This window comes from Sphingopyxis sp. GW821-FHT12C06, from assembly GCF_058807415.1.
In genome coordinates this window covers 780,128-805,935 of record NZ_JBXAQR010000002.1, presented here as the reverse complement: position 1 = coordinate 805,935, position 25,808 = coordinate 780,128, and the positions used below count along the sequence as shown (strand labels likewise).

20 protein-coding genes are annotated in these 25,808 nt (G+C 63.9%); 14 read left to right on the top strand and 6 right to left on the bottom strand.

The window, feature by feature from the left end; genetic code table 11:
• Position 1 precedes the first annotated feature (1 nt).
• From AC1RRJ_RS09175 to AC1RRJ_RS09150, 6 genes are all read left to right on the top strand, one after another.
• Complete coding sequence (locus AC1RRJ_RS09175) at positions 2–1,390, top strand: amidohydrolase family protein (protein ID WP_493121755.1); 1,389 nt, start codon at positions 2–4, stop codon at positions 1,388–1,390.
• Positions 1,390–2,649 carry an amidohydrolase family protein gene (locus AC1RRJ_RS09170; RefSeq protein WP_493121752.1) on the top strand — a complete coding sequence of 420 codons (1,260 nt, stop codon included), beginning with the start codon at positions 1,390–1,392 and terminating at the stop codon, positions 2,647–2,649. The genes AC1RRJ_RS09175 and AC1RRJ_RS09170 overlap by 1 nt, the downstream gene beginning before the upstream one ends.
• Positions 2,649–3,428 (top strand): pyrroline-5-carboxylate reductase, encoded by a 780-nt coding sequence (gene proC, locus AC1RRJ_RS09165; RefSeq protein ID WP_493121750.1) that lies wholly within the window; start codon positions 2,649–2,651, stop codon positions 3,426–3,428. The genes AC1RRJ_RS09170 and proC overlap by 1 nt, the downstream gene beginning before the upstream one ends.
• Positions 3,429–3,470: 42 nt before the next feature.
• A complete protein-coding gene (locus tag AC1RRJ_RS09160; protein ID WP_493121748.1) occupies positions 3,471–4,520 on the top strand; it encodes a YncE family protein in 1,050 nt (349 codons plus the stop codon).
• Between the two features lie 26 nt (positions 4,521–4,546).
• Entirely contained in the window at positions 4,547–7,777 is a 3,231-nt protein-coding gene (locus tag AC1RRJ_RS09155) for an amidohydrolase family protein (protein ID WP_493121745.1), read from the top strand.
• A gap of 117 nt (positions 7,778–7,894) precedes the next feature.
• On the top strand, positions 7,895–8,851 hold the full coding sequence (locus AC1RRJ_RS09150; protein ID WP_493121743.1) for an alpha/beta hydrolase fold domain-containing protein: 957 nt from the start codon (positions 7,895–7,897) through the stop codon (positions 8,849–8,851).
• Between the two features lie 45 nt (positions 8,852–8,896).
• On the opposite strand, the gene AC1RRJ_RS09145 is transcribed toward AC1RRJ_RS09150, so the two are convergent.
• Together AC1RRJ_RS09145 and AC1RRJ_RS09140 are read right to left on the bottom strand one after the other, a co-directional pair.
• The gene (locus tag AC1RRJ_RS09145) at positions 8,897–10,390 is read right to left on the bottom strand and encodes an APC family permease (protein ID WP_493121740.1); all 1,494 of its coding nucleotides are present in this window, start codon (positions 10,388–10,390) and stop codon (positions 8,897–8,899) included.
• A 155-nt stretch (positions 10,391–10,545) separates the two neighbouring features.
• Positions 10,546–11,532, bottom strand: a complete 987-nt coding sequence (locus AC1RRJ_RS09140; protein ID WP_493121737.1) for an alpha/beta hydrolase — start codon at positions 11,530–11,532, stop codon at positions 10,546–10,548.
• Positions 11,533–11,707: 175 nt separating this feature from the next.
• Here AC1RRJ_RS09140 and AC1RRJ_RS09135 point away from each other — a divergent pair, with 175 nt between their 5' ends.
• Positions 11,708–12,466 (top strand): AraC family ligand binding domain-containing protein, encoded by a 759-nt coding sequence (locus AC1RRJ_RS09135; RefSeq protein WP_493121735.1) that lies wholly within the window; start codon positions 11,708–11,710, stop codon positions 12,464–12,466.
• Between the two features lie 57 nt (positions 12,467–12,523).
• On the opposite strand, the gene AC1RRJ_RS09130 is transcribed toward AC1RRJ_RS09135, so the two are convergent.
• A complete protein-coding gene (locus tag AC1RRJ_RS09130; protein WP_493121733.1) occupies positions 12,524–13,084 on the bottom strand; it encodes a peroxiredoxin in 561 nt (186 codons plus the stop codon).
• A 669-nt stretch (positions 13,085–13,753) separates the two neighbouring features.
• Here AC1RRJ_RS09130 and AC1RRJ_RS09125 point away from each other — a divergent pair.
• From AC1RRJ_RS09125 to AC1RRJ_RS09115, 3 genes are read left to right on the top strand one after another with little or no spacing between them, the layout of a single operon-like run.
• Entirely contained in the window at positions 13,754–16,021 is a 2,268-nt protein-coding gene (locus AC1RRJ_RS09125) for a TonB-dependent receptor (RefSeq protein ID WP_493121731.1), read from the top strand.
• An 11-nt stretch (positions 16,022–16,032) separates the two neighbouring features.
• Positions 16,033–17,532 carry an amidohydrolase gene (locus tag AC1RRJ_RS09120; RefSeq protein ID WP_493121728.1) on the top strand — a complete coding sequence of 500 codons (1,500 nt, stop codon included), beginning with the start codon at positions 16,033–16,035 and terminating at the stop codon, positions 17,530–17,532.
• Positions 17,532–18,284, top strand: a complete 753-nt coding sequence (locus AC1RRJ_RS09115) for a VOC family protein (protein ID WP_493121724.1) — start codon at positions 17,532–17,534, stop codon at positions 18,282–18,284. The genes AC1RRJ_RS09120 and AC1RRJ_RS09115 overlap by 1 nt, the downstream gene beginning before the upstream one ends.
• Before the next feature lie 68 nt (positions 18,285–18,352).
• Here AC1RRJ_RS09115 and AC1RRJ_RS09110 read toward each other — a convergent pair whose 3' ends face one another.
• Positions 18,353–19,309, bottom strand: a complete 957-nt coding sequence (locus AC1RRJ_RS09110) for a LysR family transcriptional regulator (protein WP_493121722.1) — start codon at positions 19,307–19,309, stop codon at positions 18,353–18,355.
• A gap of 135 nt (positions 19,310–19,444) precedes the next feature.
• On the opposite strand from AC1RRJ_RS09110, the gene AC1RRJ_RS09105 reads away from it, so the two are divergent.
• The 3 genes from AC1RRJ_RS09105 (at position 19,445) to AC1RRJ_RS09095 (ending at position 21,543) form a co-directional block, all read left to right on the top strand.
• A complete protein-coding gene (locus AC1RRJ_RS09105) occupies positions 19,445–20,632 on the top strand; it encodes an MFS transporter (RefSeq protein ID WP_493121718.1) in 1,188 nt (395 codons plus the stop codon).
• A gap of 12 nt (positions 20,633–20,644) precedes the next feature.
• On the top strand, positions 20,645–20,779 hold the full coding sequence (locus AC1RRJ_RS09100) for a hypothetical protein (RefSeq protein WP_493121715.1): 135 nt from the start codon (positions 20,645–20,647) through the stop codon (positions 20,777–20,779).
• Between the two features lie 125 nt (positions 20,780–20,904).
• Positions 20,905–21,543, top strand: coding sequence for a hypothetical protein (locus AC1RRJ_RS09095; RefSeq protein ID WP_493121712.1), 639 nt, complete (start codon positions 20,905–20,907; stop codon positions 21,541–21,543).
• A 53-nt stretch (positions 21,544–21,596) separates the two neighbouring features.
• Here the strand turns inward: AC1RRJ_RS09095 and AC1RRJ_RS09090 are convergent, their stop codons facing one another.
• Positions 21,597–22,235: a LysE family translocator gene (locus tag AC1RRJ_RS09090; protein WP_493121710.1), complete on the bottom strand. Its 639-nt coding sequence runs from the start codon at positions 22,233–22,235 to the stop codon at positions 21,597–21,599.
• Between the two features lie 105 nt (positions 22,236–22,340).
• On the opposite strand from AC1RRJ_RS09090, the gene AC1RRJ_RS09085 reads away from it, so the two are divergent.
• Complete coding sequence (locus tag AC1RRJ_RS09085; protein ID WP_493121707.1) at positions 22,341–23,171, top strand: LysR family transcriptional regulator; 831 nt, start codon at positions 22,341–22,343, stop codon at positions 23,169–23,171.
• Between the two features lie 145 nt (positions 23,172–23,316).
• On the opposite strand, the gene AC1RRJ_RS09080 is transcribed toward AC1RRJ_RS09085, so the two are convergent.
• Positions 23,317–25,797: a PepSY domain-containing protein gene (locus AC1RRJ_RS09080; RefSeq protein ID WP_493121704.1), complete on the bottom strand. Its 2,481-nt coding sequence runs from the start codon at positions 25,795–25,797 to the stop codon at positions 23,317–23,319.
• Positions 25,798–25,808 lie beyond the last annotated feature (11 nt).

Sequence of the window (25,808 nt, the reverse complement as noted above, 5' to 3'; positions counted from 1 at the left end):
TATGACGGCAAGGGCGATGCGGCTTGGGTCGATGATGGCAGCGGCGTTCGTGCTCGCGGTTCCGGCTGGTGCGCAGCGCGCGGCGGCACCGATGCCTTGGCAGGAGGATCCCTTCCCGAGCCGCTACGTCGCGGCGCCATCCGACGATATGCTGCTCCGCGGAGCGACGATTCTCGACGGCGCGGGCGGTCGGATCGACGGCGGTGACCTGTTGCTGCGCGGCGGCAAGATCGTCGCGATAGGAAAGGGACTCGACAATCCGGGCGTACGCGAGATCGATGCACGCGGGCGCTGGATCACCCCGGGAGTGATTGACGTCCATAGCCATGATGGCACCTTCGTCCTGCCACTGACGGCCATCGACCGTGAAGCGTCGGACGTGTCCGAAGTGAGCGCACCCAATGTCGCCGACACCTGGATCGAAACCGCGGTGAATGCGCAGGATATGGCGTTTGACCGGGCGTTGGCGAGTGGCGTGACGACCATCCAGATTTTGCCCGGATCGACCCCGATTTTTGCGGGCCGCTCAGCCGTGGTGAAACCGCTGCGCGCGCCGACTGTCTGGGGCATGAAAGTCGTTGGAGCCGCGCAGGGCTTCAAGATGGCGTGCGGCGAAAACCCCAAGAGCTGGGGCGCTGACGACGATAATGACGGGCCGACCAGCCGCCAGGGCGTCATTTCCTATATGCGGCAATCCTTCTTCGATGCGCAGCGTTACAAGCGCGCGATCGAACAGGCGCGGGCTGGCAATGGCACCGCGCCGCCGCGCGATCTGAAGCTGGAGGCCCTGGCCGGCATCCTCGCGGGCGATATTCGCGTGAACCTCCACTGCTATCGCGCTGGCGACATCGCCGGGGTTCTGTCGGTGGCAAAAGAATTTGGGTTCCGGATCGGCGCCGTCCATCACGCAACCGAGGCCTATAAGGTGCCGGGCCTGCTGCGCGAAGCGGGTACCTGTGCCGCCGTGTGGGCCGACTGGTGGGGCTTCAAGCTTGAGGCACAGGATGCGGTGCGCGCGGGCGCGCCGCTGCTGGAGCAGGCGGGCGTGTGCGTTATGATGCACTCCGACTCCCCCGCCGACGGACAGCGGCTGAATATCGCTGCAGCGAAAGCGGCAGCGGCGGGGCGGCGGATCGGGATCGACATCCCGCCCGAACGGATGATCAAATGGACGACGAGTAACCCGGCAAAGTTACTGGGCCTCGACAAGCGCGTCGGGACGCTTGCGTCGGGTTTTCAGGCCGACGTCGTGCTGTGGTCGGGCGATCCGTTCAGCATCTATAGCAAGGCCGATCTGGTGCTGATCGACGGTGCGGTGGCGTGGGACCGGGCGAAACCGCCGAGTGAACCCGTCTCCGACTTCGAATTTGGACGCGGGGGAGTTCGGTGATGCGGATGTTTGCAAGCCTGATCGCGCTGGCAATTGCGGCGCCGGTTTCGGCGCAGACGCTGGCCGTCACCCACGCCGAAGCCTGGACGATGGAGGGCGATGCGCCCGTGCGTGACGCCACGATTTTGATCGAAAATGGCCGGATCGTTTCGATCACTGCTGCCGGTGCCGTCCCTGACGGAGCGAAGATCATCGATGCGGGTGGCAAGCCGGTCACGCCGGGGCTGGTCAATGGTGCGACGCAACTCGGGCTGATCGAACTCGCCGGATCGGAGGAAACGATCGATTCCAGCTCGCGCGACGATCGCAACGCGGGTTTCGACGTCAGTCGGGCACTCAATGGCAATTCGACGCTGGTGAGCCTAGCGCGCGCCGACGGGGTAACGCGGGCTTTGATTTACCCTTCGCCGTCGCGTTTCGCGCCCTTTGGCGGCGAAGCGTCGTTTGTGAGGCTGCGCGACGGAGTCGGCATTCTCGATGCCGCTGACGTCGGTGTTTATGCGGTGATCGGCGGCGGTGCGTGGGAGAAGCTGGGGTCGCGTGCCGTGCAATGGACCGTGCTGCGCAAGGCGATCGGGGATGCGAAGCGCGCGGTTTCCGGCGGCGAACGCAAGGGCAAGAAGTCGCGGCATGATGGTCCACCGCCGGGCAAGGGCGATGATCGGGGCGATGCGCTGATCCGGCGCGTCGTGCGCGGCGAGCTGCCGCTGGCGATCCAGACGCATCGTGAATCCGATATTCGCGAGGCTGCGGCGCTGGCGTCCGAATTTGGCCTTCGGGTGATCATAGTCGGCGGCATCGATGCGTGGCGCGCCGCCGATGTTCTCGCTGCGGCGAAGGTCGCGGTGGTGCTCGACCCGTTGGTCAATCTGCCGTTCGATTTCGACCAGCTTGGCGCGCGGCAGGACAATGCGGTGCTGCTTTCCAGGGCAGGGGTGCGGATTGCGGTCGGACAGGTCGGTGGCGGCGTCCATGCCAGCTACAATGCCGGTATGGGGCTACGCGAAGGTGCGGGGATCGCGGTCTCCAACGGGCTGCCCTATATCGACGCTCTGCGCGCGGTGACAGTCAACCCGCTGGCGATCTGGGGCCGGGGCGGCGGGACGCTGGTTCCCGGTGCCGATGCCGATCTGGTCGTATGGGATGGCGATCCGCTGGAGCCATCGACCAACGCGCTCAGCGTCATCATCGAAGGGCGCGAAACCTTGATCCGGTCGCGGCAGGACCAGCTTGCCGAACGCTATAAGGGTGTCCGCTGATGAATGTCTTGCTGATCGGCTGCGGCCGAATGGGCAGCGCGATGGCGCGCGGCTGGAAGGACACACACCGCGTGCTGGTGTTCGATCCGATGCTCGCGAATTTGCCAGAAGGTGCCCAGCGGCTGGACGCGCTGACCGATGTTGCGGTCGAAGGCGATCTGGCTGTGGTGCTGGCGGTGAAGCCGCAGATGTTCGCCTCGATCAGCGAAGCGTTGCGGCCGCTCGCCGAACGCGACGCGCTTTTCGTATCGATCATGGCGGGGATCACCCTCGATGGATTGAGCGCAGCGCTTAGTGGTAGCGGGCGGGTCGTACGGACGATGCCGAACACCCCGGCAGCGATTGGCAAGGGGATCAGCGTTGCGGTTGCGGGCGCTGCGCTGCGCGATGGCGATCGCGATGACGTCGATGCGTTGCTGACACCGACTGGAGCGCTGGTGTGGCTGGACGACGAGGCGCAGATCGATGCGGTGACCGCCGTGTCGGGCAGCGGCCCCGCCTATTTCTTCCGCTTTACCGAGGCACTTGCGGCAGCGGGCGCCGCAGAGGGTTTGCCCCCGGCGCTGGCGATGCAACTCGCGCGCGCGACCTTCATCGGTGCGGCGACGCTTGCTGACGTGGATCCGGTCGAGTTGGCCGAATTGCGGCGACAGGTGACCAGCCCTGGCGGAACGACCGCGGCCGGATTGGCAGCGATGGATGCCGACAATGCCATCGACCGGCTGGCCGTTGCAATCGTCGAAGCTGCGGCCGCGCGGTCGCGCGAACTCGCCGGGTAAAACACTCGCCCGGTTTTCCATTCAAGAAACGGAGCCTCCCTTATGAAAGCCTATTTCCTTCTTGCCGGTGCTGCGCTGCTCTGTGGAGGTGCCGCCATCGCGCAGGAAAGCGCGCCAACGCTGCCCTATGAAATGACCGCCAGCGTGACGCTTTCCAGCACCGATACCGACTGGGATTATGTGAAGTTCGAACCCGGCAGCCCGCGGCTGTTCATGGCGCGGCTGAACGACGGGCTGACCGTCTATGATGTCGATCGCGCCGCCGCGGTCATGACGATGCCGGATTCGGTCGGGGCGAATGGCCCTGTGCTGCTGCCGCAATATGACCGCGGCTATGTCGCGATGAACGATGGCACGTTGCTCAGCTTTCATCTCAAGAGCCTGAAGCCGATCGGGCGGATGAAGCTGGCGAGCGACGGTGGGCTCAACAGTGGCTCGCTCGATCCCGCGACGGGGCAGCTTCACATGATTACCGGAACGCGCCCGGCTGAATCGACCTGGTTCAGCATCAATGCCGCGACCGGAAAGCTGCTCCGTACGACGCGTTTTCCGTTCCGCAAAATGGACGACCCGGCGGCGGATGGGAAAGGGAGCCTCTATGCTCCGGTGCGTCTCGACGGGCTCGTGCTCAAGCTTGATTCCCTGACGCTGAAGGAACAGGCGCGCTGGGATGTCGGCTGCAATGTGTCGAAGATGAAATATCTCCCCGATACGGCCCGGCTACTGGGGGCATGCGGCGGCGACAAGCCCGCAGTGTTCCTGCTCGACCCCGCGACGGGTAAGGTCACCGCGCGGGTGACGATCGGCAAGGGGCTGGACGCGCTGGCATTCGAAGAGAAGAGCGGCCGGATCGTAAGCAGCAATTATGAGGGCACGATGAGCGTCGTTCAGCGCGACGGCGTCGACAGCCTGCGCCTTGTTGCGACGGTCCAGACCCGGGCCGGTGCGCGGATGATGGACATCGATCATCGCACCGGGCGGCTCTATCTGGTCAATGCCGATTCCACCGAATTTCCGGCCAAAGACGGGGCCGAACCGGTTAGCCGTTATCATCCGGACAGCTTCCGCGTGGAGACGTGGCAGCCGAACTGAAGAGTCGGGTGACAAGAAGGGGTGAGATGATGAGCCGGTCGGTTTTTTCGGCACTGGGTCTGGTGTCGGCAATGGCGTTGACTTTGCCGGTGGCGGCACAAGTTGGCGACGTACAGGAACTGCCCCTCAAGCCCGGGCGCACACTCGACTATGAGGTGTCGAGCGGCACCTTCATGTCGCTCGCGGTGTCGCCGAACGGCCAGACGATCCTGTTCGACATCCTCGGCGAAATCTATGCCATGCCGGCGAAGGGCGGCCACGCGGTGCCGATTGCGACGGGCATGGCGTTCGAGGTGCAGCCGACCTTCTCGCCTGACGGCAAATGGATTGCCTATGTCAGCGATCGCTCGGGCGGCGACAATGTCTGGATCGCGCGCACCGACGGCAGCGGCGCACGGCGGATCAGCGACGAGGATGACGGCGCGGTCCGTACCTCGCCCGAATGGAGCGCCGATGGAAAATCCGTCTATGTCAGCCGCCTGCGCATCCGGCTCGACCGCTATGAGCTGTGGCGGCACCCCGTCGATGGCGGCCCCGGAGAATTGGTCGCCCCCGCCAAGCCAAGCGAGGATGCGCCGCGTTCGGAATGGCAGAGCAGCCTTGGTGCGGCGGCGTCGCGTGATGGCAAATATCTCTATTTTGCGCGCCGCGTGGGCGACCTGTCCTTCGACGCGCCTGTGCCGTGGACGATCGTGCGCCGCAACCTTGCGACCGGCGCTGAAGAGGCAGTGATCTCCAACTCGGGCGGGCGTGAAGCGGGGGGTGAGACTTTCTTCCGTCCCGCAATATCGCCCGACGGAAGGCTGCTGGCCTATGCGACGCGGCGGATGGCCAGGACGATGTTGCGTGTGCGCGATCTGACCAGCGGGGTCGACCGCGATCTTGGTCCGGCGCCGCTCGACCTGATGAACGGCGCAGCGTCGCTCGACCTGATCCCGCGCTACAGCTTTACGCCCGACGGCAAGGCGATTCTGATCGCCTATCAAGGCAAGATCGAGCGGCGACCGGTCGACGGATCGACGGTGACGCCGATTCCCTTCACGGCAAGATTGAAGCTGGCGACTGGCCCGAGTACGCGGATCGCGTTTCGCGAAGAAGCGGGCCCGGTGCGCGCGAAGTTGCCGCAGGGGACCACGCCATCGCCCGACGGTGCGCGGGTCGCCTATGCGGCATTGGGCAGCGTCTATGTGCAGTCGCTGGCGGGCGGCGCATCGCGGCGTCTGCCAGTCCGGGGCGATCCGCCCTCGCTGCCAAGCTGGAGCCCTGACGGGTCGCGCATCGTCTATACGACGTGGAGCGAGGCCGCGGGCGGTAGGCTGTGGACAATCGCCTCGGACGGATCGGGCGCGCCGGTGAAGGTCAGCGATCTGTCGGCTTTTTACACGCATCCGGTTTTCACCCCCGACGGCAAGACGATCCTCGCGGTGCGGTCGTCGTCGGCGGCGCGTCAGCAGACGAGTTTCGAATTCGGCACCATACGCCCTGCCGAACTGGTCGCGCTCCCCGCGAACGGCGGTGCGGCGCGGGTGATCACGAGTGGGCCGCTCGGGCAACGCCCGCATTTCGTCACCGGCCAGCCGGGCACCGCCTATTTGATGAGCGCCGATGGCCTGATTGCGGTCGAGATTGCCGGCGGGGCGACACACCCGGTCGCGAAGGTGACCGCGCAGGACTATTATTTCACCGATGTGCCGGCGCTCGTCGACGATATGCGGATTAGCCCCGACGGCCGCTGGATTGCCGCCCAGACGAGCGAACAGCTTTATGTGCTGCCGACCCCGGCGGAGCCGAAGGTGGCAGTCCATCTCGCCGCGCCCGGCAATCCTGGGCGCAAGGTCACCGATATGGGCGCCGACTTTTTCGACTGGCGCGCCGACGGCAGCTTGCTCTGGTCTGTCGGCAATTATGTCCAGACGCTGTCCGACGCCCGCGCGCCGGTGCCGAAAACGCACGCCGAGCTGGTCGCAGAGCTGCCGCGCGCGCGGCCGGCGGGGAGCATTCTTCTGCGCGGTGCGCGTGCCCTGACGATGGCTGGCGGCGACCGGGTGATCGAGGATGCCGACATTTTGATCAGCGGCGACCGCATCGCCGCTATCGGCCCGCGCGGCAGTTTCGCGATCCCGACCGGAACGCCCGAACGCGAGCTGGGCGGCAAGACCGTCACGCCGGGCTTCATCGACGACCATGACCATATCGGAGGCGTCCGCCGCAACGTCATCGGCTATGAGGAATGGGGGCTGCGCGCACGGCTGGCTTACGGGGTCACGACCTCCTTCGATCCTTCGACGCTCGGGATCGACCAGATTGCCTATCAGGATTTGATCGACGCGGGCATGATCGTCGGACCGCGGCTGCGTTCGACCGGCCCGGCGCTGTTCTCGAAGGAGCGTTTCACCTCACTCGATCAGGTGCGCGCGGTGCTGCGCCGCTATCGCGACGCATGGGGCCTGCGCAACATCAAACAATATCGCGGCGAAAGCCGGACGGTGCGGCAATGGATCTCCATGGCTTCGCGCGAGCTCGGGATTTTGCCGACGACCGAGGGCAGCCATAATCCCAAGCTGATCCTGACCCAGATTATCGACGGCTATGCCGGCAACGAACATGCGCTGCCGATCGCGCCGTTCGGTGAGGATGTGGTGAAGCTCTATGAGCTGACGCGCACCAGCTATGTTTCGACGCTGCTGATCAACACCAGCGGCCCTTCGGGTCGCCACTATTATGTCGCCAAGCACGATCCCGCGCTTGATCCCAAGGTCGGACGCTTCTGGCCGCCTTCAGCGATCGCGCACAAGCTCGGTCATCGCGACTGGGGCTCGCTCGACGCATCGCGCATGCCGATGCTCGCGGCGGATGCCGCGAAGCTTGCGGCAAATGGCGGGCTGGTCGGAATGGGGTCGCACGGCGACGAACCCGGTATCGGCTATCATTATGAGCTGGAGGCGCATGCGCTTGGCGGCATGAAGCCGCTGGCGATACTCCACGCCGCGACCGCGGGCGCGGCCGAGACGATCGGGCGAATGGACGATATGGGGACGCTTGAAGTCGGCAAATATGCCGACATGCTCGTGTTCGACGCCGATCCGCTGATGGATATCCGCAACAGCCGGACGGTAAAGCTGGTGATGCGCGGTGGACAATTGTTCGACGCCGACACACTCGACGAGCTCTGGCCGGTCGCGCGCAAGCTGCCCGCGCCCTGGTTCGCCGACGGCGAGAAGGCGATGCAGTGGTTGCCGTCAGAAAAGGACGAGTGAAGTGCTGCGGCCCCTCGGGCGCTGCCTAAAGCTACTGACCTTGGGCTTGTAGCCAAAAGCGCGGCCGTGCACCGCCACGAGAGCCGCCAGGACATTCTGTCATCAAGGAGCGGACAATTGGCCGAAGAGATTGAACTGGAACCCGGGCTTCGTCATTTTCTGGACGAGATGCGCGCCGAGTGGTGCAAATACCCGCCGTTCGAGACGCTAAGCTTTCCCGAACAGCGCGTGGTTGCCGAAAAGGTGCGTGCGCGCTGGGCCGAGGGCGGTCCCGTGATGGCGGAAACGACCGAGCGGACATTTGATCCGGGGGCGGGCGCATTGCGCATCCGCGCCTATCGGCCAGAGGGGGTGGGCGAGCCCGCACCTGCGATGGTCTATCTCCACGGGGGCGGCTTCACACTGTTCTCGATTGACACCCACGACCGGCTGATGCGCGAATATGCCGCGGCTGGCGGTTTCGTCGTGATCGGGGTCGATTATCCGCTGGCGCCCGAGCATAAATATCCCGTCGCGCTCGACCGGATCGAAGCGTTCATGCTTTGGCTAAAGGGTCACGCCGGCGAGCTCGGCGTGGATCCCGCACGCATCGCGATGGGCGGCGATTCTGCGGGGGCGAACCTGTCCTTCACGACGACCTTGCGTCTTCGCGAACGCGGCGAAATGGGCATCGTCCGCGCGATCCTGTCCAACTATGGTGGCTTTTCGGCGCATCTGTCGGACGAGGCCGAGGCGCGCTTCGGTGGACCGGGATCGATTATGGATCGCGCCGAGGCGGCGCAATATTATGCCAATTACCTGCGCGTTCCGGCCGACGCTGCCGACCCCTTCGCTTGCCCGATCAACGCCGACCTGACGGGCTTTCCGCCGGTCTTCCTCGTCATTCCCGAATGCGACATCGTCACCGAACATTCGGTCGCGATGGACGGCTTGCTTCGTGCGGCGGGGGTGGAGACCGAGAGCAAAATCTATCGCGGCGCGATCCACAGCTTTCTGGAAGCAATGTCGGTGTCTGACCTTGCGCGTCAGGCGATCGCCGACGGCGCGGCCTTCATCCGCTGCAAGCTGGCCTGACCCCAGACAAGGCCGGCGCTGTGCGGCACCGGCCTTGCTTCTTGATTACGCCGGTACGGCCCGAATCCGCGCGTTACGCAGGCCGTAGAGGAGATAGATGGCCGCGCCGCTGCCGATATAGACAACAAGGATAGCGGCGGGGATCCATTCGCCCGTGATCGCCTTGACGACGATATCGATCAGCACCGGCCCCGCCATCAACAGGCAGGACAGGAGGGCGAGTACCGGCACGGTGCCGATCCACATGCCGCGCACCCGGATGCCGCCGAGCGGGACCTTGAACGGGCGTTCGATTTCGGGATGGGTCGTGCGCAGCCACATCACCGCGACCGCGACCACCGTAAACACGCCGACTGTGCCGAGGCTGACGAGGTCGGCGAGCATCGAGATCGGCAGCAGCGCCGCGGCGATCGCGGAAATCAGCGCAACCGTCATCGTCGCGGTGACCGGGGTGCTATAGCGCGGATGGAGCTTTGCGAAGCGCGCGGGGAGCAGCCCGTCGGTGGAGATCGCGTGACACACGCGTGACTGGGCATAGGTGTTCATCAGCAATACCGACGCCAGGCCTGTCAGAGCGCCCACTTTGATAATGATCGCCAGCACCGGCATGCCGACCGCGCTGACCGCGACCGCGATCGGATCGGGCACATCGAGCGCGCGGAACGGCACCAGTCCGGTCATCACCATCGCGACCGCGCCATACAGGATGGTGCTCGCCACCAGCGCGCCCAGAATGCCGAGCGGCACGTCGCGCTGGGGCTTTTTTGCTTCGGCGGCGGCGGTGGCAACCGCCTCGAACCCAAGATAGGCGAAGAAGAGGATCGACGCGGCACGGAAAATGCCCTCGGTGCCGAAGCGGAAACCGCCCTCATTCTGCGGGATGAACGGCGCCCAGTTGGCGGTGTCGATATGATCGAACCCGACGATGACAAAGCCGACGAGCACACCTACTTTGATGATGACAAGGGTCGCATTGACCGCTGCAGACTGGCTGATGCCGCGCGTCAGGATCATGGTGACGCCGGCAAGCGCGGCGACCGCGACCAGATTGATACCGCCGTCGGCGACGAAGCGCATGCCATCCGGTCCGACTTCGGCGCGGATCCACGAGGTGGAAAGGGCTGAGGGGATGTGAAGTCCGAAATCGCCGAGCAGACTGGTGAGATAGCCTGAAAACCCGACTGCCAGCGCCGACCCGGCGAGGCCGAATTCGAACATGAGCATCCAGCCCAGTCCCCAGGCAAAAACCTCGCCCAGCGCAGTATAGGCATAGGCGTAAGAGGCGCCCGAGGCGGGAAGCGCCGAGGCCAGCTCGGCATAGCAAAGACAGATGAAGCCGCAGGCGAGGGCGGCGATGGCGAAGGAAAGGATCACCGCGGGCCCAGCATAATGCGCCGCCGCCGCGCCGGTCATCACATAAACCCCCGCGCCGATGATGCAGCCGATGCCGATCATGATCAGCTGAACGGGACCCAGCGTACGGCGCATGCCGCTGGCTGCCAGATCGCCGCGCACGGCGTCGATGGGTTTGCGCATCATCCAGGGGCGTGTGGTTTTTTCCATCATAATTGATCCCTCCCGACGATTGATCGTCTGCGCGTCAGGTTACACATCTTGTCTGTTGCGACCGCGTCGTGCGGGTTGGAAGCTGTCGCATTCGGGCAACATGGCACGGTGCAGCAGCGACCTCGCCGCTATTGGTCGCGATGTCGCGCTATCTCTGACGTTTTCCCGGTTACCTGTCCGATCCATGCCGCCTGATCGTCCAGTGCTTCGGACGCGAGCGGCGCGATCGACATGGCTTCGAGGAAACTGTGCGCTGCGCCGTGATAGGTGACCGCGCGCGTCGCAACGCCTGCTTCGGTGAGGCGAACCGCAAGGGCGTGGTTGCAGTCAGCGAGAATGTCGCATTCGGCGATAGCGAGAAAGGTTGGCGGGAGGCTGCTGAGGTCAGCGTGCAGCGGCGCCACCAGTGGATTGGTCAGATCGCCCGCGTCGCAGACATACTCCTTCCAAAAGCTGTCCATCTCATCGGCGTCGAGTGAATAGTCACCATTGCCGAAACGGTCGTAGCTGGGTGTGCGTTCGGGTGCGAAGGCACCATAGTTGAGCAGCATCGCCTGCGGTAGCGATTTGCGCTGCTCGCGCCGCAGGAGGCAGGTCGCGACTGACAAATTGGCCCCCGCCGAATCGCCTCCGATCAAGATATGGCTGGCGTCGAGGCCCAGCGCGTTGGCATTGGCCACGATCCAGTCGAGCGCCGCCGAACATTCCTCCAGCGCCACGGGGAATTTATGCTCGGGTGCCAGGCTGTAGTCGATGCCTATCACCGCGATTCCGGCGCGCGCGGCATATTCGCGCATTAGCCGGTCGTGGGTGTCGATGCTGAACAGCATCCAGCCGCCGCCATGGATGTAGAGCATCACCGGCAAGAGCGCGTCAGCGACCGGTCGGTGAAGGCGCAGGCGAATGCCGTCTATATCCGTATCGACCGTTTCAGCCATGATCGGGCCACCCACGCGCCATGGCTTGCGGACCCGTTCGGCGACCGCACGGCGGCCTTCCATGCCGGGTCCTGCTGCCCCGGCCAGGGCGACATAGGATGCGTTGATCGCATTGATAAAGCGCCGAATATCGGGGTCGGCCATATCATTCTGCAACGCATTCGAGCCGTTCGACATATGAAATTTCCTTTTGATCACGGGTAGTCTTCATCCTGATAGCTTTTGTCCGCGCCAATCTATCGCCTGTTTGGGCCAATCATCTCGCGCACCAGGCCAGAGGCTGTGTCACGGCTGGTCATCATGGATTGCGGCCTGTAAGCTTGGATATGCAGAAACCTGTGGAGAATGGGCCATGAAGCACAGCCGCGACGTTATTTCGAATGATCGACCCGTTATTGCTTTGCGGGACGAATATTCTGCGGGTTTCGTCGATCCCATGCACAGCCATGAACATGTACAAATTCTCTATGCTTCGGCGGGGGTGATGTCGGTGCGAACGCCGGAGGTGAGCTTTGTTATTCCGCCTCAGCGTGCGGTCTGGCTGCCCGCCGGGATGAAGCATGAGGTCGCGTGTCGCGGGGCAGTGTCGCTGCGGACCCTCTATTTGCCCGGCGGTTCCGGCGAAGGGCAGAGGCCGTGCCGGGTGTTCGAGGTATCGAACCTGCTCAAAGCGCTGATCCTCGAAGCCGTAGACTTTCCGCCGCTCTATGATGTTGCGGGGCGTGAGGGGCGGATCATCGGGCTGTTGCTCGACGAAATCGAACTGATGCCCAACGCTCCCTATCGGGTGTCGATGCCGGGTGATCCGCGCCTGCTGCGCGTGTGCAACGCGATTCTGGCCAATCCTGCCGATCCGCGCGACATCGACGATTGGGCGGGAGTGGCGGCGATGGGGCGGCGAACCTTTACCCGCAGCTTCAAGCAGGAAACGGGGATGGGGCTGGCCGTCTGGCGACAGCAGGTGCGGTTGATGGAGGCGTTGTCGCTACTCGCCGCGGGCGCGTCGATCACTCAGGTGACTTATGAAGTCGGTTATGACAGCCCGAGCGGTTTTGCAGCAATGTTCCGCCGGGCCTTTGGCGTGCCGCCGAGCCAATATCTGCGGCACTGACGATGTGTGCCGCCGACGATGGGGTTGCCCCGAAAACAATCGTTCGATTGGCCCGGATTAGCGCTGCCTGGCTTTCCATGCGCGAACCGCTGCCATCGTCTTTTCGATATGCGCCTGCGGATTGCGATCGGTGTAGCTTAGCAGGATGGTCCCGTTCGGCGCGATGACGAACGAAGTCCGGTTCGAGATCATCGTCTGGTTCGGACCTTGTATCGCGGTGTCATATTTCGCTGCGATCCTCGCCCCCGGATCCGCCGCAACCGCAAATTTGTCGCGGCATTCCGACTTCGAAAATTCTGCGACGCGATCGATGTTGCCGGCGGTCACACCGACGACCCGCGCGCCCAGCCGGTTGAAGCTGCTGGACGCTTCGGCGAAAAGATGGGCTTCCATTGTACAGCCGGGCGTAAAGGCGGCGGGGAAGAAATAGAGCACGACCGGCCCATTCCTCAGCGTCTGCTTTAGGGACAGGCTGAAGGGCTTGCCGCCTTGCGCGGCGTTCAGGGTGAAGTCGGGCGCCTTCGCACCCTGCTGGAGCGCCGCGATACCTTGGGCCGGAATGACTATCAGCGGCAGGCTAAGGCCAAGCGACATCGCGAACTTCATCAGGATTTTCATCTGCGTCCTCCAATTTGAACAATGGCGGCACGCCCCGCCTCGACACCCTCTGCCTTCATATTTTTGGGCATGTGGCAAAAAGATGCGGCCGGGGCTCAGGATGATGGAAAATGATGAAGGCGTCTACATTGATCGTCCGCTCCGTGGGGTGCGCTCAAAAGCGGAGTGGCCGCTTCCCCACCGGCTTGATACCTCATAGTAGTTCGATTTCGCTATCGGGTGGGTCAGATCGCTTGACGAATCAATTATCAATCTATTAAGTTGAGTTTGTCACTCGGAGCTGGTCGAGACGGGTGACGGCTCTCCCCTCGACCCGCGGTTTTTGATCGGGAAGCAGCTTGCTCCGCGTTACCAACGGCTAAAGCGCGTGATGCTGGGGCGACATCGTCAGGCATTGCGTTCCCCCTCCACAACAAGGGGTATAGCGATGCATATGCGTAAACGCCGGGAGTAGCCGGGCGGCGACGTCGGAGCGGCGGACAAGCCGCCGGTTCTCCATATCAACAACGCCAATTTCTATCCGCTCGCGTGGTCCCGCGCGCGCAGGCTTGCGTCCGGTCGCTTCGACAGGGCGTCGGCCTGTGCGCGCTCGCGCGCCGATCTTGCGCGTCCAAGCCAGCTAGCCCGCGCCTGTGCGCGGGGCCCCAATAAAATCGACAGGAAAGTTGAATGACCATCACCAAATACTCGGGGAGGCTCAGCCTCGCCGTTTCCGCGCTTGCAGTCCTCGCCGCGTCACCGGCGTGGGCGGCGGAGATCGAGGACGAGAGTTCATCCGCAGAAACAAGCGGCTACACCGATATCGTCGTCACCGCGCAGAAGCGCGAAACCCGGCTTCAGGAAACCGCCGCGAGCATCCAGGCGGTGACCGGCACGACGCTCGAAAATGCCTCCATCTATGGTCTCAACGATCTGACGAAGATTGCGCCGGGTCTGGTCGTGACCGACGCGGGTCCGGGCCAGCGCCGCATTTCGCTCCGCGGGATTCGTTCGTCGGGCGAGCCACAGGTCGCCATCTATTATGACGAAGCGCCGCTCGCCGGCGCGCCCGGCACTACAAGCGATTCCGGGGGCAATCAGGGCGACCTGCAATTGTTCGACGTCGAACGCATCGAGGTGCTGCGCGGTCCGCAGGGCACGCTTTATGGCGCGAGTTCGATGGGCGGCACGATCCGCACCATCTACCGTAAGCCCGGTAATGAATTTGCGGCGGGGGTCGATCTTGTCGGCTCGACGACCAGCCATGCGGGTGAAAATTATCAGGTGAATGCGATGGTCAATGTGCCGGTCATCGACGACCGGCTGGCGGTGCGTGCCGTCTATTTTCGTCGCGAAAATGCGGGCTGGATCGACAATCCGGCGCTTGGGCAGGAAAAGGTCAACCGCGAGCAGACCGAAGGCGTTCGTTTGCTTTTGCGCGCGAAGCCGACCGACTGGCTGACCCTCGATCTCGGTTTTCACTATTATGACGCGAGCGGTGCGAACCCGGTCTGGGCGCCGGGGCTCGGCGAGTTCGTCGGCGCCAACCGCGTCAACCTCGATTTCTATGACGAGAACCGGCTCTATACCGGCACCGCCAACGCCGATCTTGGTTTCGCCAATCTGGTTGTGACCGGTGCCTATCAGGACCGCGACAGCCTGTTCATCCGCGACCCCTATTATCTGCTGCGCGGGGCGCCCAACAACCAAACCTTCTGCCGGCGCCATTTCACCGCGGCAGTTTGCGCGACGCCGCAGGGCATGGCCGACTTCAACGCCTATGTCGGCACGGTGAGTCCGGTCGCCTATGTCTCGCCGCAGACGATGACGAATGCGACGGGCGAAGTGCGTTTGCAGTCGAAGGGTGCGGGGTTCCTGAGCTGGACGGTCGGCGCCTATTGGTCGCGGCGCAGTTCGTGGGTTGGTTCGAACGGCGTGCTTGTCGATGCGTCGGGCAATCTGCGCGAGGACGAACCGCTCGTTTACACGCGGCAGGTTCGCGATCGCCTGCAACAGGTTGCGGGCTTCGGCGAGGTTTCGCTGCGCCCGGTCGATGGCCTGACCGTCACCGGCGGCATCCGCTATTATGACTACAAGCGGATCGTAGCCGGCGACACGCAGAAGGGTTTCGACCTCATCAATTTCGCGGTCCAGCCGTGGACGGTTCGCGAAACACAAGAAAATGGGCTGCTCTACAAGGCGAACGTCGCCTATCAGGTCTCGCCGAAGCTGCTCGTCTATGCGCAGGCCGCGTCGGGTTTTCGTCCCGGCGGTGCGAACCAGGTGCTCGGCCTGCCGAGCTCCTTCACGCCTTATGAGTCCGACAAGCTGTGGACCTATGAGGCTGGCGCCAAGTCGACGCTGTTGAACGGTCAGTTCCTCTTCAACCTGACCGGCTATGTCACCGACTGGAAAAATCTTCAGGTCAGCGGTACCAGCGGTACCTTCTCCTTCCTCACCAATGCCGGCGACGCGCGAGTGAAGGGTATCGAGGCCGAGGCTGTCGCGTTGCCTGCGCGCGGGGTCCAGTTCTCGGCGAACGTGAACCTCCTCTCCGCCAAGCTGACAACCGACCAGATCAACGATCTTGTCATCGCGAGCGGCCGCAAGGGCGACCGCGTGCCGCAGATTCCGAACATCAGCTATTCGGTTGCGGGGCAATATGAATGGGATGTCGGCGGGCTGAAGGCACTGGTTCGCGGCGACCTCAGCTATGTCGGCCGCTCCTATGCCGACTTCCGTCCGACTTCGTCGGCGTATCGCCGCCTCGGCGATTACACGACCGTCGGCGCGCGCGCCGGGATCGGCAACGATGTCTGGGGGGCGTATCTTTTCGTGACCAACCTCTTCGACGTCAAAGGCCGGACGACGGCGGGCAATGTGCTGGGCGGCACGATCGAGCAGATCACGACGATTACGCCGCGGACCGTCGGTCTCAACCTGAAGCTCGGTATCTGAGGGAGGCGAAGATGAAATTTACATCCAGACTATCCGGGGCGTTGTTGCTGGCGGGGCTTTCGAGCCCCGCCCTTGCTCAGGGAACCACGCCGTCGACCGTGCCGCAGGTCTCCACAAACGAACAGGCCGAACAGCGCGCCGCAACAATCCTGCCCATCGCCGCGGCGCTAGAACCGCGCCTCAATAAATTGTCGCGCGATATCTGGTCGCTGTCCGAGATCGGCTTCAAGGAGGTCAAGAGCAGCGCGCGCCTGCAGCAGGAACTCAAGGCGGCGGGGTTCAGGATCACCCCGGGCGCGGGTGGCATGCCGACCGCCTTCATCGCCGAGGCGGGGTCGGGCGGCCCGGTCATCGCGCTCCTCGCCGAATATGATGCGCTACCCGGACTTGCGCAGGCGGCGGTGCCGCACGTCAGCCCGATCGCCGGCCAGATCGCAGGCCATGCCTGCGGTCATAATCTGCTGGGGGCGGCTTCGGTGACCGCCGCGATCGCGCTCAGAGAATGGCTGCAAAAGAACGGCGTGCCCGGAACCGTCCGGTTGTACGGAACTCCCGCCGAGGAAGGCGGTTTTTCGAAGGTCTATTTCGTTCGTGACGGCTTCTTCAAGGATGTCGACCTGACGCTGAGTTGGCATCCGGGCGACCGCAATGGCGCCACGCCGGGGCGGTCGCTGGCGATGATCTCGGGCAAGTTCCGCTTCCAAGGCGTTGCGTCGCATGCCGCGGCGGCGCCCGAGCGGGGTCGCTCGGCGCTTGACGGGGTGGAGGTGATGAACGTCGCCGCGAACTTCCTGCGCGAACATGTGCCGCAGGATGCGCGCATCCAATATGTCATCACCAACGGCGGCGGACAGCCGAACATCGTGCCGGCGAAGGCGGAGAGTTTCTACTTTGTGCGGCACCATGATGCCGTGGTGGTGAAGGACATCTGGCAACGCGTCGTCGCGGCGGGTGAGGGGGCGGCGCTCGCCACGGGCACCAAGGTTGAGGTCGAACTGATCTCGGGCGCCTATGATACGCTGCCGAACCTCACGCTGAACCGCATCGTTCACCGCAATCTGACGCGCGTCGGCGGCTATAGCTATACGCCAGATGATGCGGCCTTTGCGAAGGCCGTTCTGGCGACCTATCCCGATCGCGGGATCAAGGAGAGCGACCCGTCGCAGATCGAGCCCCTCGGCCCCGAGCGCAAGGGATCGGCCTCATCCGATGTCGGCGATGTGAGCTGGGTAACTCCGACGGCATCGCTGTCCACCGCGACTTTCGTGCGCGGCACGTCGCCGCACAGTTGGCAGGCAGCGGCAACCAGCGGCACGCCGATCGGCGAGAAGGGCGCGCTGGTCGCGGCGAAGACGCTCGCGCTCACCGCCGCCGAATTGTTCCTGAGCCCCGAGGCGATCACGGCGGCGAAGGCCGAGTTCGACGCCCGCCGCGGCGCGGGCTTCACTTACGTGTCGCTGGCGGGGGATCGCAAACCGGCGCTCGATTACACCGACAAACAAGGAGATTGATGATGAGTGATTATTCACGCCGTGACGTGTCGCGTTTCGTAGGGCTGGGCCTCGGCGCCGGCCTGCTCGGCAGCGGTGCTTCCGCCTGGGCGGCGCGGGCTAAGGCGAAGCCCGCAGGCTCTTCATCGGGCCTCCAGCTCGATCATATCGTATGGGCGGTGCCCGACCTCGACGAAGGCATTCGAACGATCGCCGACCTCACCGGGGTGGAGCCTGTGTCGGGTGGCAAGGCGCCGGGGCGCGAACAGAGCCACAACGCGCTGATCAGCCTTGGCGGCGGTTCGTATCTCGAGATATTTTCACCGGCGCGCGCGGGTGGCGGCGGACGCTGGGGCAAGCTCATCGAGGACGGACAGCCGCGGATCGTCAGCTACGCGCTCCAGGTGAAGGACCGCTTTGCAAAGTTGAAGCCGGCGATCACCGCACAGCACTATAGCTTTACCGGTCCCCGCGCGATGGGCCGCGTCCGTCCCGATGGCGGCGCGGTAAACTGGGAGTTGCTGAACGTCGCGGGCACCCCGTTCGACGACGCGCTGCCCTTCTTCATCGACTGGCTGGGTTCGACGCCCCATCCGTCTGAAAGCTCTCCAAAAGGCGTGACGATCGACTCTTTCACCGTGGCGCATCCGCGTGTGGCTGAACTCGCCGACATCTATCGTGGGCTCGGTGTGGAAACACCCGTGTTGCGGAGCAACAAGGCGAGCATCAACCTGGTGCTCGATACCCCGAGAGGAAAGGTCTGGTTGAGCTAGGCGCGAAGGCCGGAATGGCAAGTGACTGTCCGCGTCCCTTTACGGCGGACTGGTTTCCCGAGAATCCATCACGGGCAGGCGGAGGGCCGAGAATTACCTTGGCCCTCCGCCTGCCCGCTATGTTTCGCGCCGCCAAGCCGTTCAGCGAGGAAGTCGATGAACACCCGCACCCGTGCCGGCAGCGTCGAACCGCCGAGGAAAAGTACGTGGAAAGGCTCGACATCGCCCGGATTATAGTCGGTGAGCAGTTCGACGAGCCGCCCGTCGGCGATCATGTCGGCAACGTTGAAACGCCCGACACGCGCGATGCCCACGCCGCCCAACGCGAGCTGGGTGACGGTGTCGCCATTATTGGCTTCTATCGCGGGGCTGATCGGCAGGCTGATATCGCGTCCTTCGCGGCGGAACGGCCACCAAGGCTGCTGGCGGCGAAAGTTGAAGCCGAGGCAGCGGTGAGTGGAAAGATCCTCGGGCACTATCGGTTCGCCGTAGCGTGCGAGATAGGCCGGGGATGCCACAACCACCCGGTCACTTTCGCCCAGTCGCCGCGCGATCAGCGGGCTGTCGGGCAGCGGGCCTATGCGGATTGCGATGTCGGCGCGCTCCTCGATCAGGTCGATCACCGTATCTGTCAGGCTGATATCGACGATGATGCCCGGGTAAAGGTCCAGAAATTCGCCGAGCAAGGGTACGACATGGAGCCGGCCGTAGGAGAGGGTGGTGCTGACCCGCAGCCGACCGCGCGGTGCGGCCTGTTCGCCGATTGCCTGCTCGACCTCGGTGAGGTCGGAGAGGATGCGCCGCGCCGCGTGATAATAAGCCTCGCCCTCGGGGGTCATCGCCAGCGCGCGCGTCGTACGGACGATCAGGCGAACGCCAAACCGGGTCTCGATTCCCGATATGGCGCGGCTGACGGCCGATGGCGACAGCCCGAGTATGCGCGCAGCCGCGGAAAAGCTGCCGCGTTCGATCGCAGTAGCGAATATCTCCATATCGGCGGCGCGGTTGATGCGGTCGCGACTCATCTTTGCGTTCAGCTCACAAATGTTTGACCGAATTGCCCTCTAAACCAATTGATCGACGAAGGCCATCTGTGCACCGGACGTGAAATGAGGGTTGAATCGGTATTTGCGGTCGGCCACCTCGCAGGAATCAGGCATATGAAGATCAATTTTCCACTGCTGGCGCTGGCCACTGGCGCCTTTGGCATCGGCATCACCGAATTCGCCCCGATGGGCCTGCTCCCCAATATGGCGGAGGGCCTGGGGGTCTCTATCCCGGCCGCCGGACTGCTCGTTTCGGCCTACGCGCTTGGCGTACTGGTCGGTGCACCGCTGATGACATTGACCACGGCGCGACTGAAGCGGCGGACATTGCTGATCGCGCTGATGGCGATCTTCACGCTCGGCAACTTCCTGTCGGCGATCGCGAGCGACTATGCGACGCTGATGATCGCGCGAGTGGTCACTTCGCTCAACCATGGCGCCTTCTTTGGCGTCGGGTCGGTCGTCGCGGCGAGCCTTGTCGCACCCGAAAAGCGCGCAAGCGCGGTCGCGGCGATGTTCATGGGGCTGACCCTCGCCAATGTCATCGGTGTGCCTCTCGCGCCGTGGATCGGCGAGACATTCGGCTGGCGCACGGCTTTCGGCGCGATCGCCATCTGGGGTCTGATCACGATGGTGGCGCTTCGTTTCGCGCTGCCCGACATCCCGCGCGCCGAGGGCGGCAATATGCTTGCCGAGCTTAAGGTGCTCAAGCGCCGCGAGGTGCTGATCGCGCTTGCATTGACCGCCATTGGATCCGCGGCGATGTTCACTGTTTTCACTTATATCGCGCCGATCCTGACCGAAATGACGGGGGCGGGGACGCTTTACATCACAGCGATGCTGGTAATCTATGGCCTCGGACTCACGGTCGGCAACTGGCTCGGCGGGGTCTTTGCCGACCGCTCGATCGATCGTACATTGATCGTTTCGCTCGCCGGGTTGGCTGTCTTGCTTGTTCTGTTCGCAGTGACGATGTTCTCGCCGATCGCCGCGGCGGTCACCATCTTTGCATGGGGCGTTGCGACCTTTGCCATCGTCCCGCCGCTGCAGATGCGCGTGATGGAGGCCGCATCCGATGCCCCCAATCTGGCGTCGGCGGTCAATATCGGTGCCTTCAACCTTGGCAATGCGATCGGCGCGGCGGCCGGCGGCGGTGTGATCGGGCTGGGCCTTGGCTATCCCGCGGTATCGATTGCGGGCGCGGTGATGGCGATCGGTGGCCTCGCTATCGTGCTGGCGTCACGGAAAACCAGGATTACTTCGCGGCCTTCCGCCGGCGTTGCCTGCAACCAGAAAGCCTGAATAGCTGCATCCTTGCCGATCAGCACGCTAGGCCAAGTACCGGTGCTCACCGAAACAGCGGGCCATTTGGGCATTTCGCCCGAAGAGATTGGCCGCGCGACCTTGCTGGGTCAGACCAAGTCGATACGGCACGACGCCATGTGCTAGCTGACGCGAGGCGGCTAGGATTATCCAAAGCACAGCCGCTGTGCATCGTCGATCGATCGGGCGTATCGCGCTGCTGCGGTTGGGGGCCTTGTTTTGATTGCCTGAAGCCGTTTGGTCGGCTCGCCGTGTCCGGTGCACGGCCGGGCTACACGGCATTTGGAGCGACGCCGTGCGATGCTGCACGGGCAGGTATTGCTGTTCGACAGGAGCTTTTCATGTCCAAGCTTTCCGGCCTGCTCGCTGCGCTATGTCTTGCCGGTGGGGTGCTGTCCGTTGTTCCTGCCACGCAGGCGCAGGAGGTGGCGCCTCCCGCGTCGTTGACCCTTGGCACCAAAGTCTATGATCAGGAAGGCGAAGAGATCGGCCAGATTGTCAAGGTCATGGGCGACAAGGTCGCTGTGGCGATCGACGGCAACGGGTTGGTGGTACCGAAGAATGCATTTCTGAAAACCAGGAAAGGGCCAGCCCTGAAGGCTCCGAAAGAGAAAATTCTTGCGGTACTGAAGGAAGCCGAGGCTGACGCCGCGGCGGTCGACGGAGCGTTGAAGCCCGGGGCTGAGGTGTACAGCGCCGATGGCACGGCGGTGCTTGGCAAGGTCAAGACGTTGGCACCGCAGGGGGCGGTGCTGACCACAAGTGAAGGCAACATCACCATGCCGCGCGCCGCCTTTTTCCTGTCGAAGAAGGGGCTCGCGGTGAAGGTCAATGAGAAGCCGTTCTTCGATGGTGTCCGGGCGGCGCGGGCGACGAAGAAGGAGCGATGAACCTCATTATCCGTTTTCCCAGCCTGGCACCCCAATGACGCCCGTCGAAGCGATCAAGGATTGGCGATCGGGCCTGTGGCAGTCGCTGCCACCATCAACCGGATCGCGGCGATGAGCAGGATTAACCCCAGTGCTCGTTCGATGACCGGCCGCCGCCGCTCGTACCATGTCCGCGCCGGGGGCGTTGCCAGCAACAGCGTTACGATCGCGTACCAGGCCAACGTCGTCCCGGCGGCAATCGCGACAATGACGACCGCAATGGTCCAGTCGCGGACGGGAGGCAGAATGTTCGTCAGCGCGCTCGCGAAGAACAAGCCGGCCTGCGGGCTGACGATCCCGGTGAGATAACCCGACCGAAAGGCCGTCACGCTGTTGACCGATGAGTGCGCGCCCGAACGCGGCTGGAAGGATCGATAGAGAAGCTGGCAGCCGTAGACGGCAAAATAGAGCGCTCCGGCCATCCGCAGCAGCGGGCCGAAAAGCGGATCATGCGCGATGGCGGCCGCACCAGCCAGGGCGATCAGGCACCATGAAGCGTTCGCGGCAGCCGTTCCGGTCGCCGTCTTCATTCCCAGCGCGCGGGAATGGGTGAAGGTCGCTTCGCTGATGCGCGCGAAATTGGGACCTGGAATCGTGACCTGCATCAGCCAGAGTGCTGCAAATGAGAGAAGCGATAACGCCGTGCCGTTCATGATGCGGGTTTTGGCAATCTTCGGAGGCGAAGAAAAACGCGGCTTTCTCTCACCCTCCATAAGCATTACTAATATGCGATGCACTTGAACGCTGTTTATCCGCCTATGGCGGCGCTCCGCGCGGTTGAGGCCGCGGTGCGCCTCGAAAGTTTCACGGCTGCTGCGCGCGAATTGAACCTGACGCAGTCAGCGATCAGCCAAGCCGTCCGGCAATACGAAGCACGGGCTGGCGTCACGCTGTTTCGTCGGACGCCGACGGGCCTGCGCGCCACGGAAGAGGCACGAACCTATGCGGGTGCAGTGGCGCGCGCATTGTCGATGATTCGCGATGCGGGGACCGAATTGTCGTCGCCGCAACGTCCGCTAGTGGTCGGAATCGTACGCTCCCTGCTTCACTATTGGCTGATGCCACATCTCGAGGCGTTTCATGACCGGTATCCCCAGATTACCACGTCGGTTATCGGGCTGGGACGCGACTTCGACGGCGCAGACGCGTGCGACGTTGCGCTGGTGATTGCCAGTGAAGAGCGCGCGCCCGATGGCGCGAAATGGTTCGGCGAGGAAGAGTTGGTGGCTGTCGCGCGCCCGGACGTGGCGGCGAAAATCAATGGCAGTCTGGAAATGCAGCGGGACTTGGCCGTGCCGCTGCTGGGCACAGCCTGGTCCATCTGGCATCGGGCCGCAGGTGTGACATGGCCACTGGCCAATCATCCGGTGCAGTTCCGCGAGACATCGGCGATCCTGAACGCAGTGGAGACGGGGCAGGGCGTCGGGCTGTTACCCCGCCTCGTTTGCGCCAGGCATCTCGGTGATGCCGAGCTGGTCGAAGTATCGCGCATTTCGGTCCGTCGCGGACGCTCCTATTGGTTGCTCCTGTCGGATCATAGCGCCAGCGCGAGCTTCGGTGAATGGATGCGGTCGCTGCTTGCGACATGAACCCGACCCGGTTCCGCGCCATCCAGGTAGCGCATAATATTTGCCGCGACTCCTTGATTGGGGGGCAACCAAAGACGAGAAATATTGCGCGAGAAACTGCCGGATCGTGGGACCGAGCCGTCGTTCCCCCCGGGTTTTGATCTCGTCAGTAGATATCGCGGCTGTATCGTCTCTCTTCGCTCAGCTGTTCGACCGCTGCATCACCCATTATTTCTCGCAGGCTGGCATCCACCGCGGGCGCCATGCCTTGCAGGCTTCCGCAAACGAAGATGGCTGCGCCGTCATCGATCAGCGCGCGAACATCGGTAGCGGCGCGTGCAACCTCGTCCTGGACATATCGCCTTTCGGCGAGCCGGGACCATGCACAGGTCAACCGGTCCAAGTGGCCCAGCCGCTGCAGGCCCCGCAATTCTTCGCCACAAAAATCGTCGAAGTCGGGATGTCTTTCGCCCCAGAAGAGCCATGCCGGGCCCCCGCCGCTAACGGCCCGATGGCGAAGATGCGCCAGCAGTCCGGCAAGGCCGGTGCCGTTGCCGATCAGGATCAGCGGCCGGAAAGGATCGGACGGGGGATAGAAGGCCGGATTGGAACGGATCCGCGCCTTGATGATCGCGCCGGGGCTTGCGATCTCGGTCAGCCATCCCGATCCGAGGCCGGGCAGGCCGTCCCCGGCCTGCCTTTGGCGCACAATAAGTTCGATCTGCCCCGACCCGGCGATGGAGGCGATGGAATATTCGCGGTGGGCGAGCGGCTTGAGTTCCCGCGCGTCGAACAACGGTGCGTCGGCGCGGGGGAGAATGGATCGGGCCAGCAGATCCCGCAGCGCCGGGGTGGCCGTGTTGCCTGACGCCGCAAGAAAGGCGTCGATGCGGCGCGGGTCATGCCGTGGCTCGACCTCAAGGATGTCGCCGGGGAGCCAGTCTGCCCTCGCCCCGGGCAGGGGCTCGAGCGCAATATGATAGGCGGATTCTCCTGCGCTTCCCGGGTTGAGGAGGCGGCGTTCAACGAGGCGCCAGTCCGCCATCGGGACGCGCGCCCAGTCGGGTTGGTCGGTGCGAGCGCCGAGCGCCGCCAGCTGCTGCTGCCACGACCGCTGCGCGCCCGCGTCGTCGCTATCCATCTCGATCAGGTCGAACATCCGCACCGCGCCGCTTTCGTGCAGCCAATGATCCAAGCGATGGCCGAAGGCGCAGAAGTCGTCATATTCGCTATCGCCCAGCGCGAGGACCGCATAGCGGATATGGGCGAGATCGCGGGGGCGCGCCATCATCCGGCGCGCAAAGCCGCGCGCCGCGTCGGGTGGTTCCCCCTCGCCATAGCTGCTCGCAATCAGCAGCAGTTTGTCGGCACGTGCGAGCGCTGCGTCGTCTAGCTGTGCGACCGGCAATGTCGCGGCCGAGGGGAAAGCGTCGGCGGTCAACCGTGCGATCCGCTCGGCGGTGCCCGTTTGGCTCGCGAAGACGATGAGCATGCTGGCTTGATCGGTTGCGATAGCGGAAGCTGCGGCCGGTTGCGGGACGGCCTTGAGCGCGTGCTTGCGGCGGCGGCGCGAAAGATAGAGTAGCCAGCCGGTCACCGTGAACAGGGGCATAGTAAGCGCGGCGGCAGTGATTCCGATCCGTCCCGCCATGCCGAAATAGGCCCCGCGATGGATTTCAAAGAGGCTGATAACGAGATCTTCGCCGAGCGCCCGGTCGGCATAGGCAAGTTTCGACACAATCGCGCCGCTCGTCCCGTCGATCGTCAGTTCGTCGGACACCCGGTCGTGCCGCGCTCCGGGCAGTTTGGCGCGAATCTGCACCTCGCCATTGTCGCGCAGCGTCACGGTGATTGTCTCGTAGGGCCGGCCCCCGGTAGCACCGACGAATGCCGTCCATGCGACTGCGAAGTCGGCCGGGTCGCCGCTGGCTTTGCTCGCGCCTTTCATTCCGGTGTCGACGGCTTCGGCCGACAGGAGGTGGTTCACCCCGTCGCGATACCAAGCGTAGGACCAGCAGAGCCCGGTCCCCGCGCTGATCAGGTAGAAGATCGCGACCCAGCCGCCGATCGTGGCATGCAGAGCCCGGTGAAAATTGCGCCCGGTCTTTCGCCAGTCGAGCGTCAGCCAGACGCGCCAGTCGAGCGGCCGTCTCGGCCAGCGCAGATAAAGCCCGGACAGGGCGAAGAAGATCAGCGCGAGCGCCGCGATGCCGGTAATCTGCCGACCAGGGCCGTTGCCGCCGTCGGGCAGTGCGAGCCAGCGGTGAAAGCGGATGGTGAAGTCAAAGAATTCCTGTCCGCGTCCGGGTCCGAGCAGCCGCCCGCTTGCCGGGTTGATATAATTGGTCGTGCGCTCCTTGGACCCGTCTTTTTTGAAGCTGACCCACGCCGACCGGGACGGGTCGTCGTGCACAATGATCCGCGTCATGCGCATGCCGGGATGATGGGCTTCGGCGCGCTTCGCGAGTTCCGGCGCCGAAAGCGGCGGAGTGGCCGCCGGCTCGATCGTGACAACGCCGGGATTGATTGCCGCCAGTAGTTCGTCTTCGAACGAGATGAGCGCGCCGCTCACCCCCATCACCGCCAGCACAAGGCCGGCGGTGATGCCGAGAAACCAGTGGAGTTGAAAGAGGATCGTGCGGGTCATGACGTGACGGA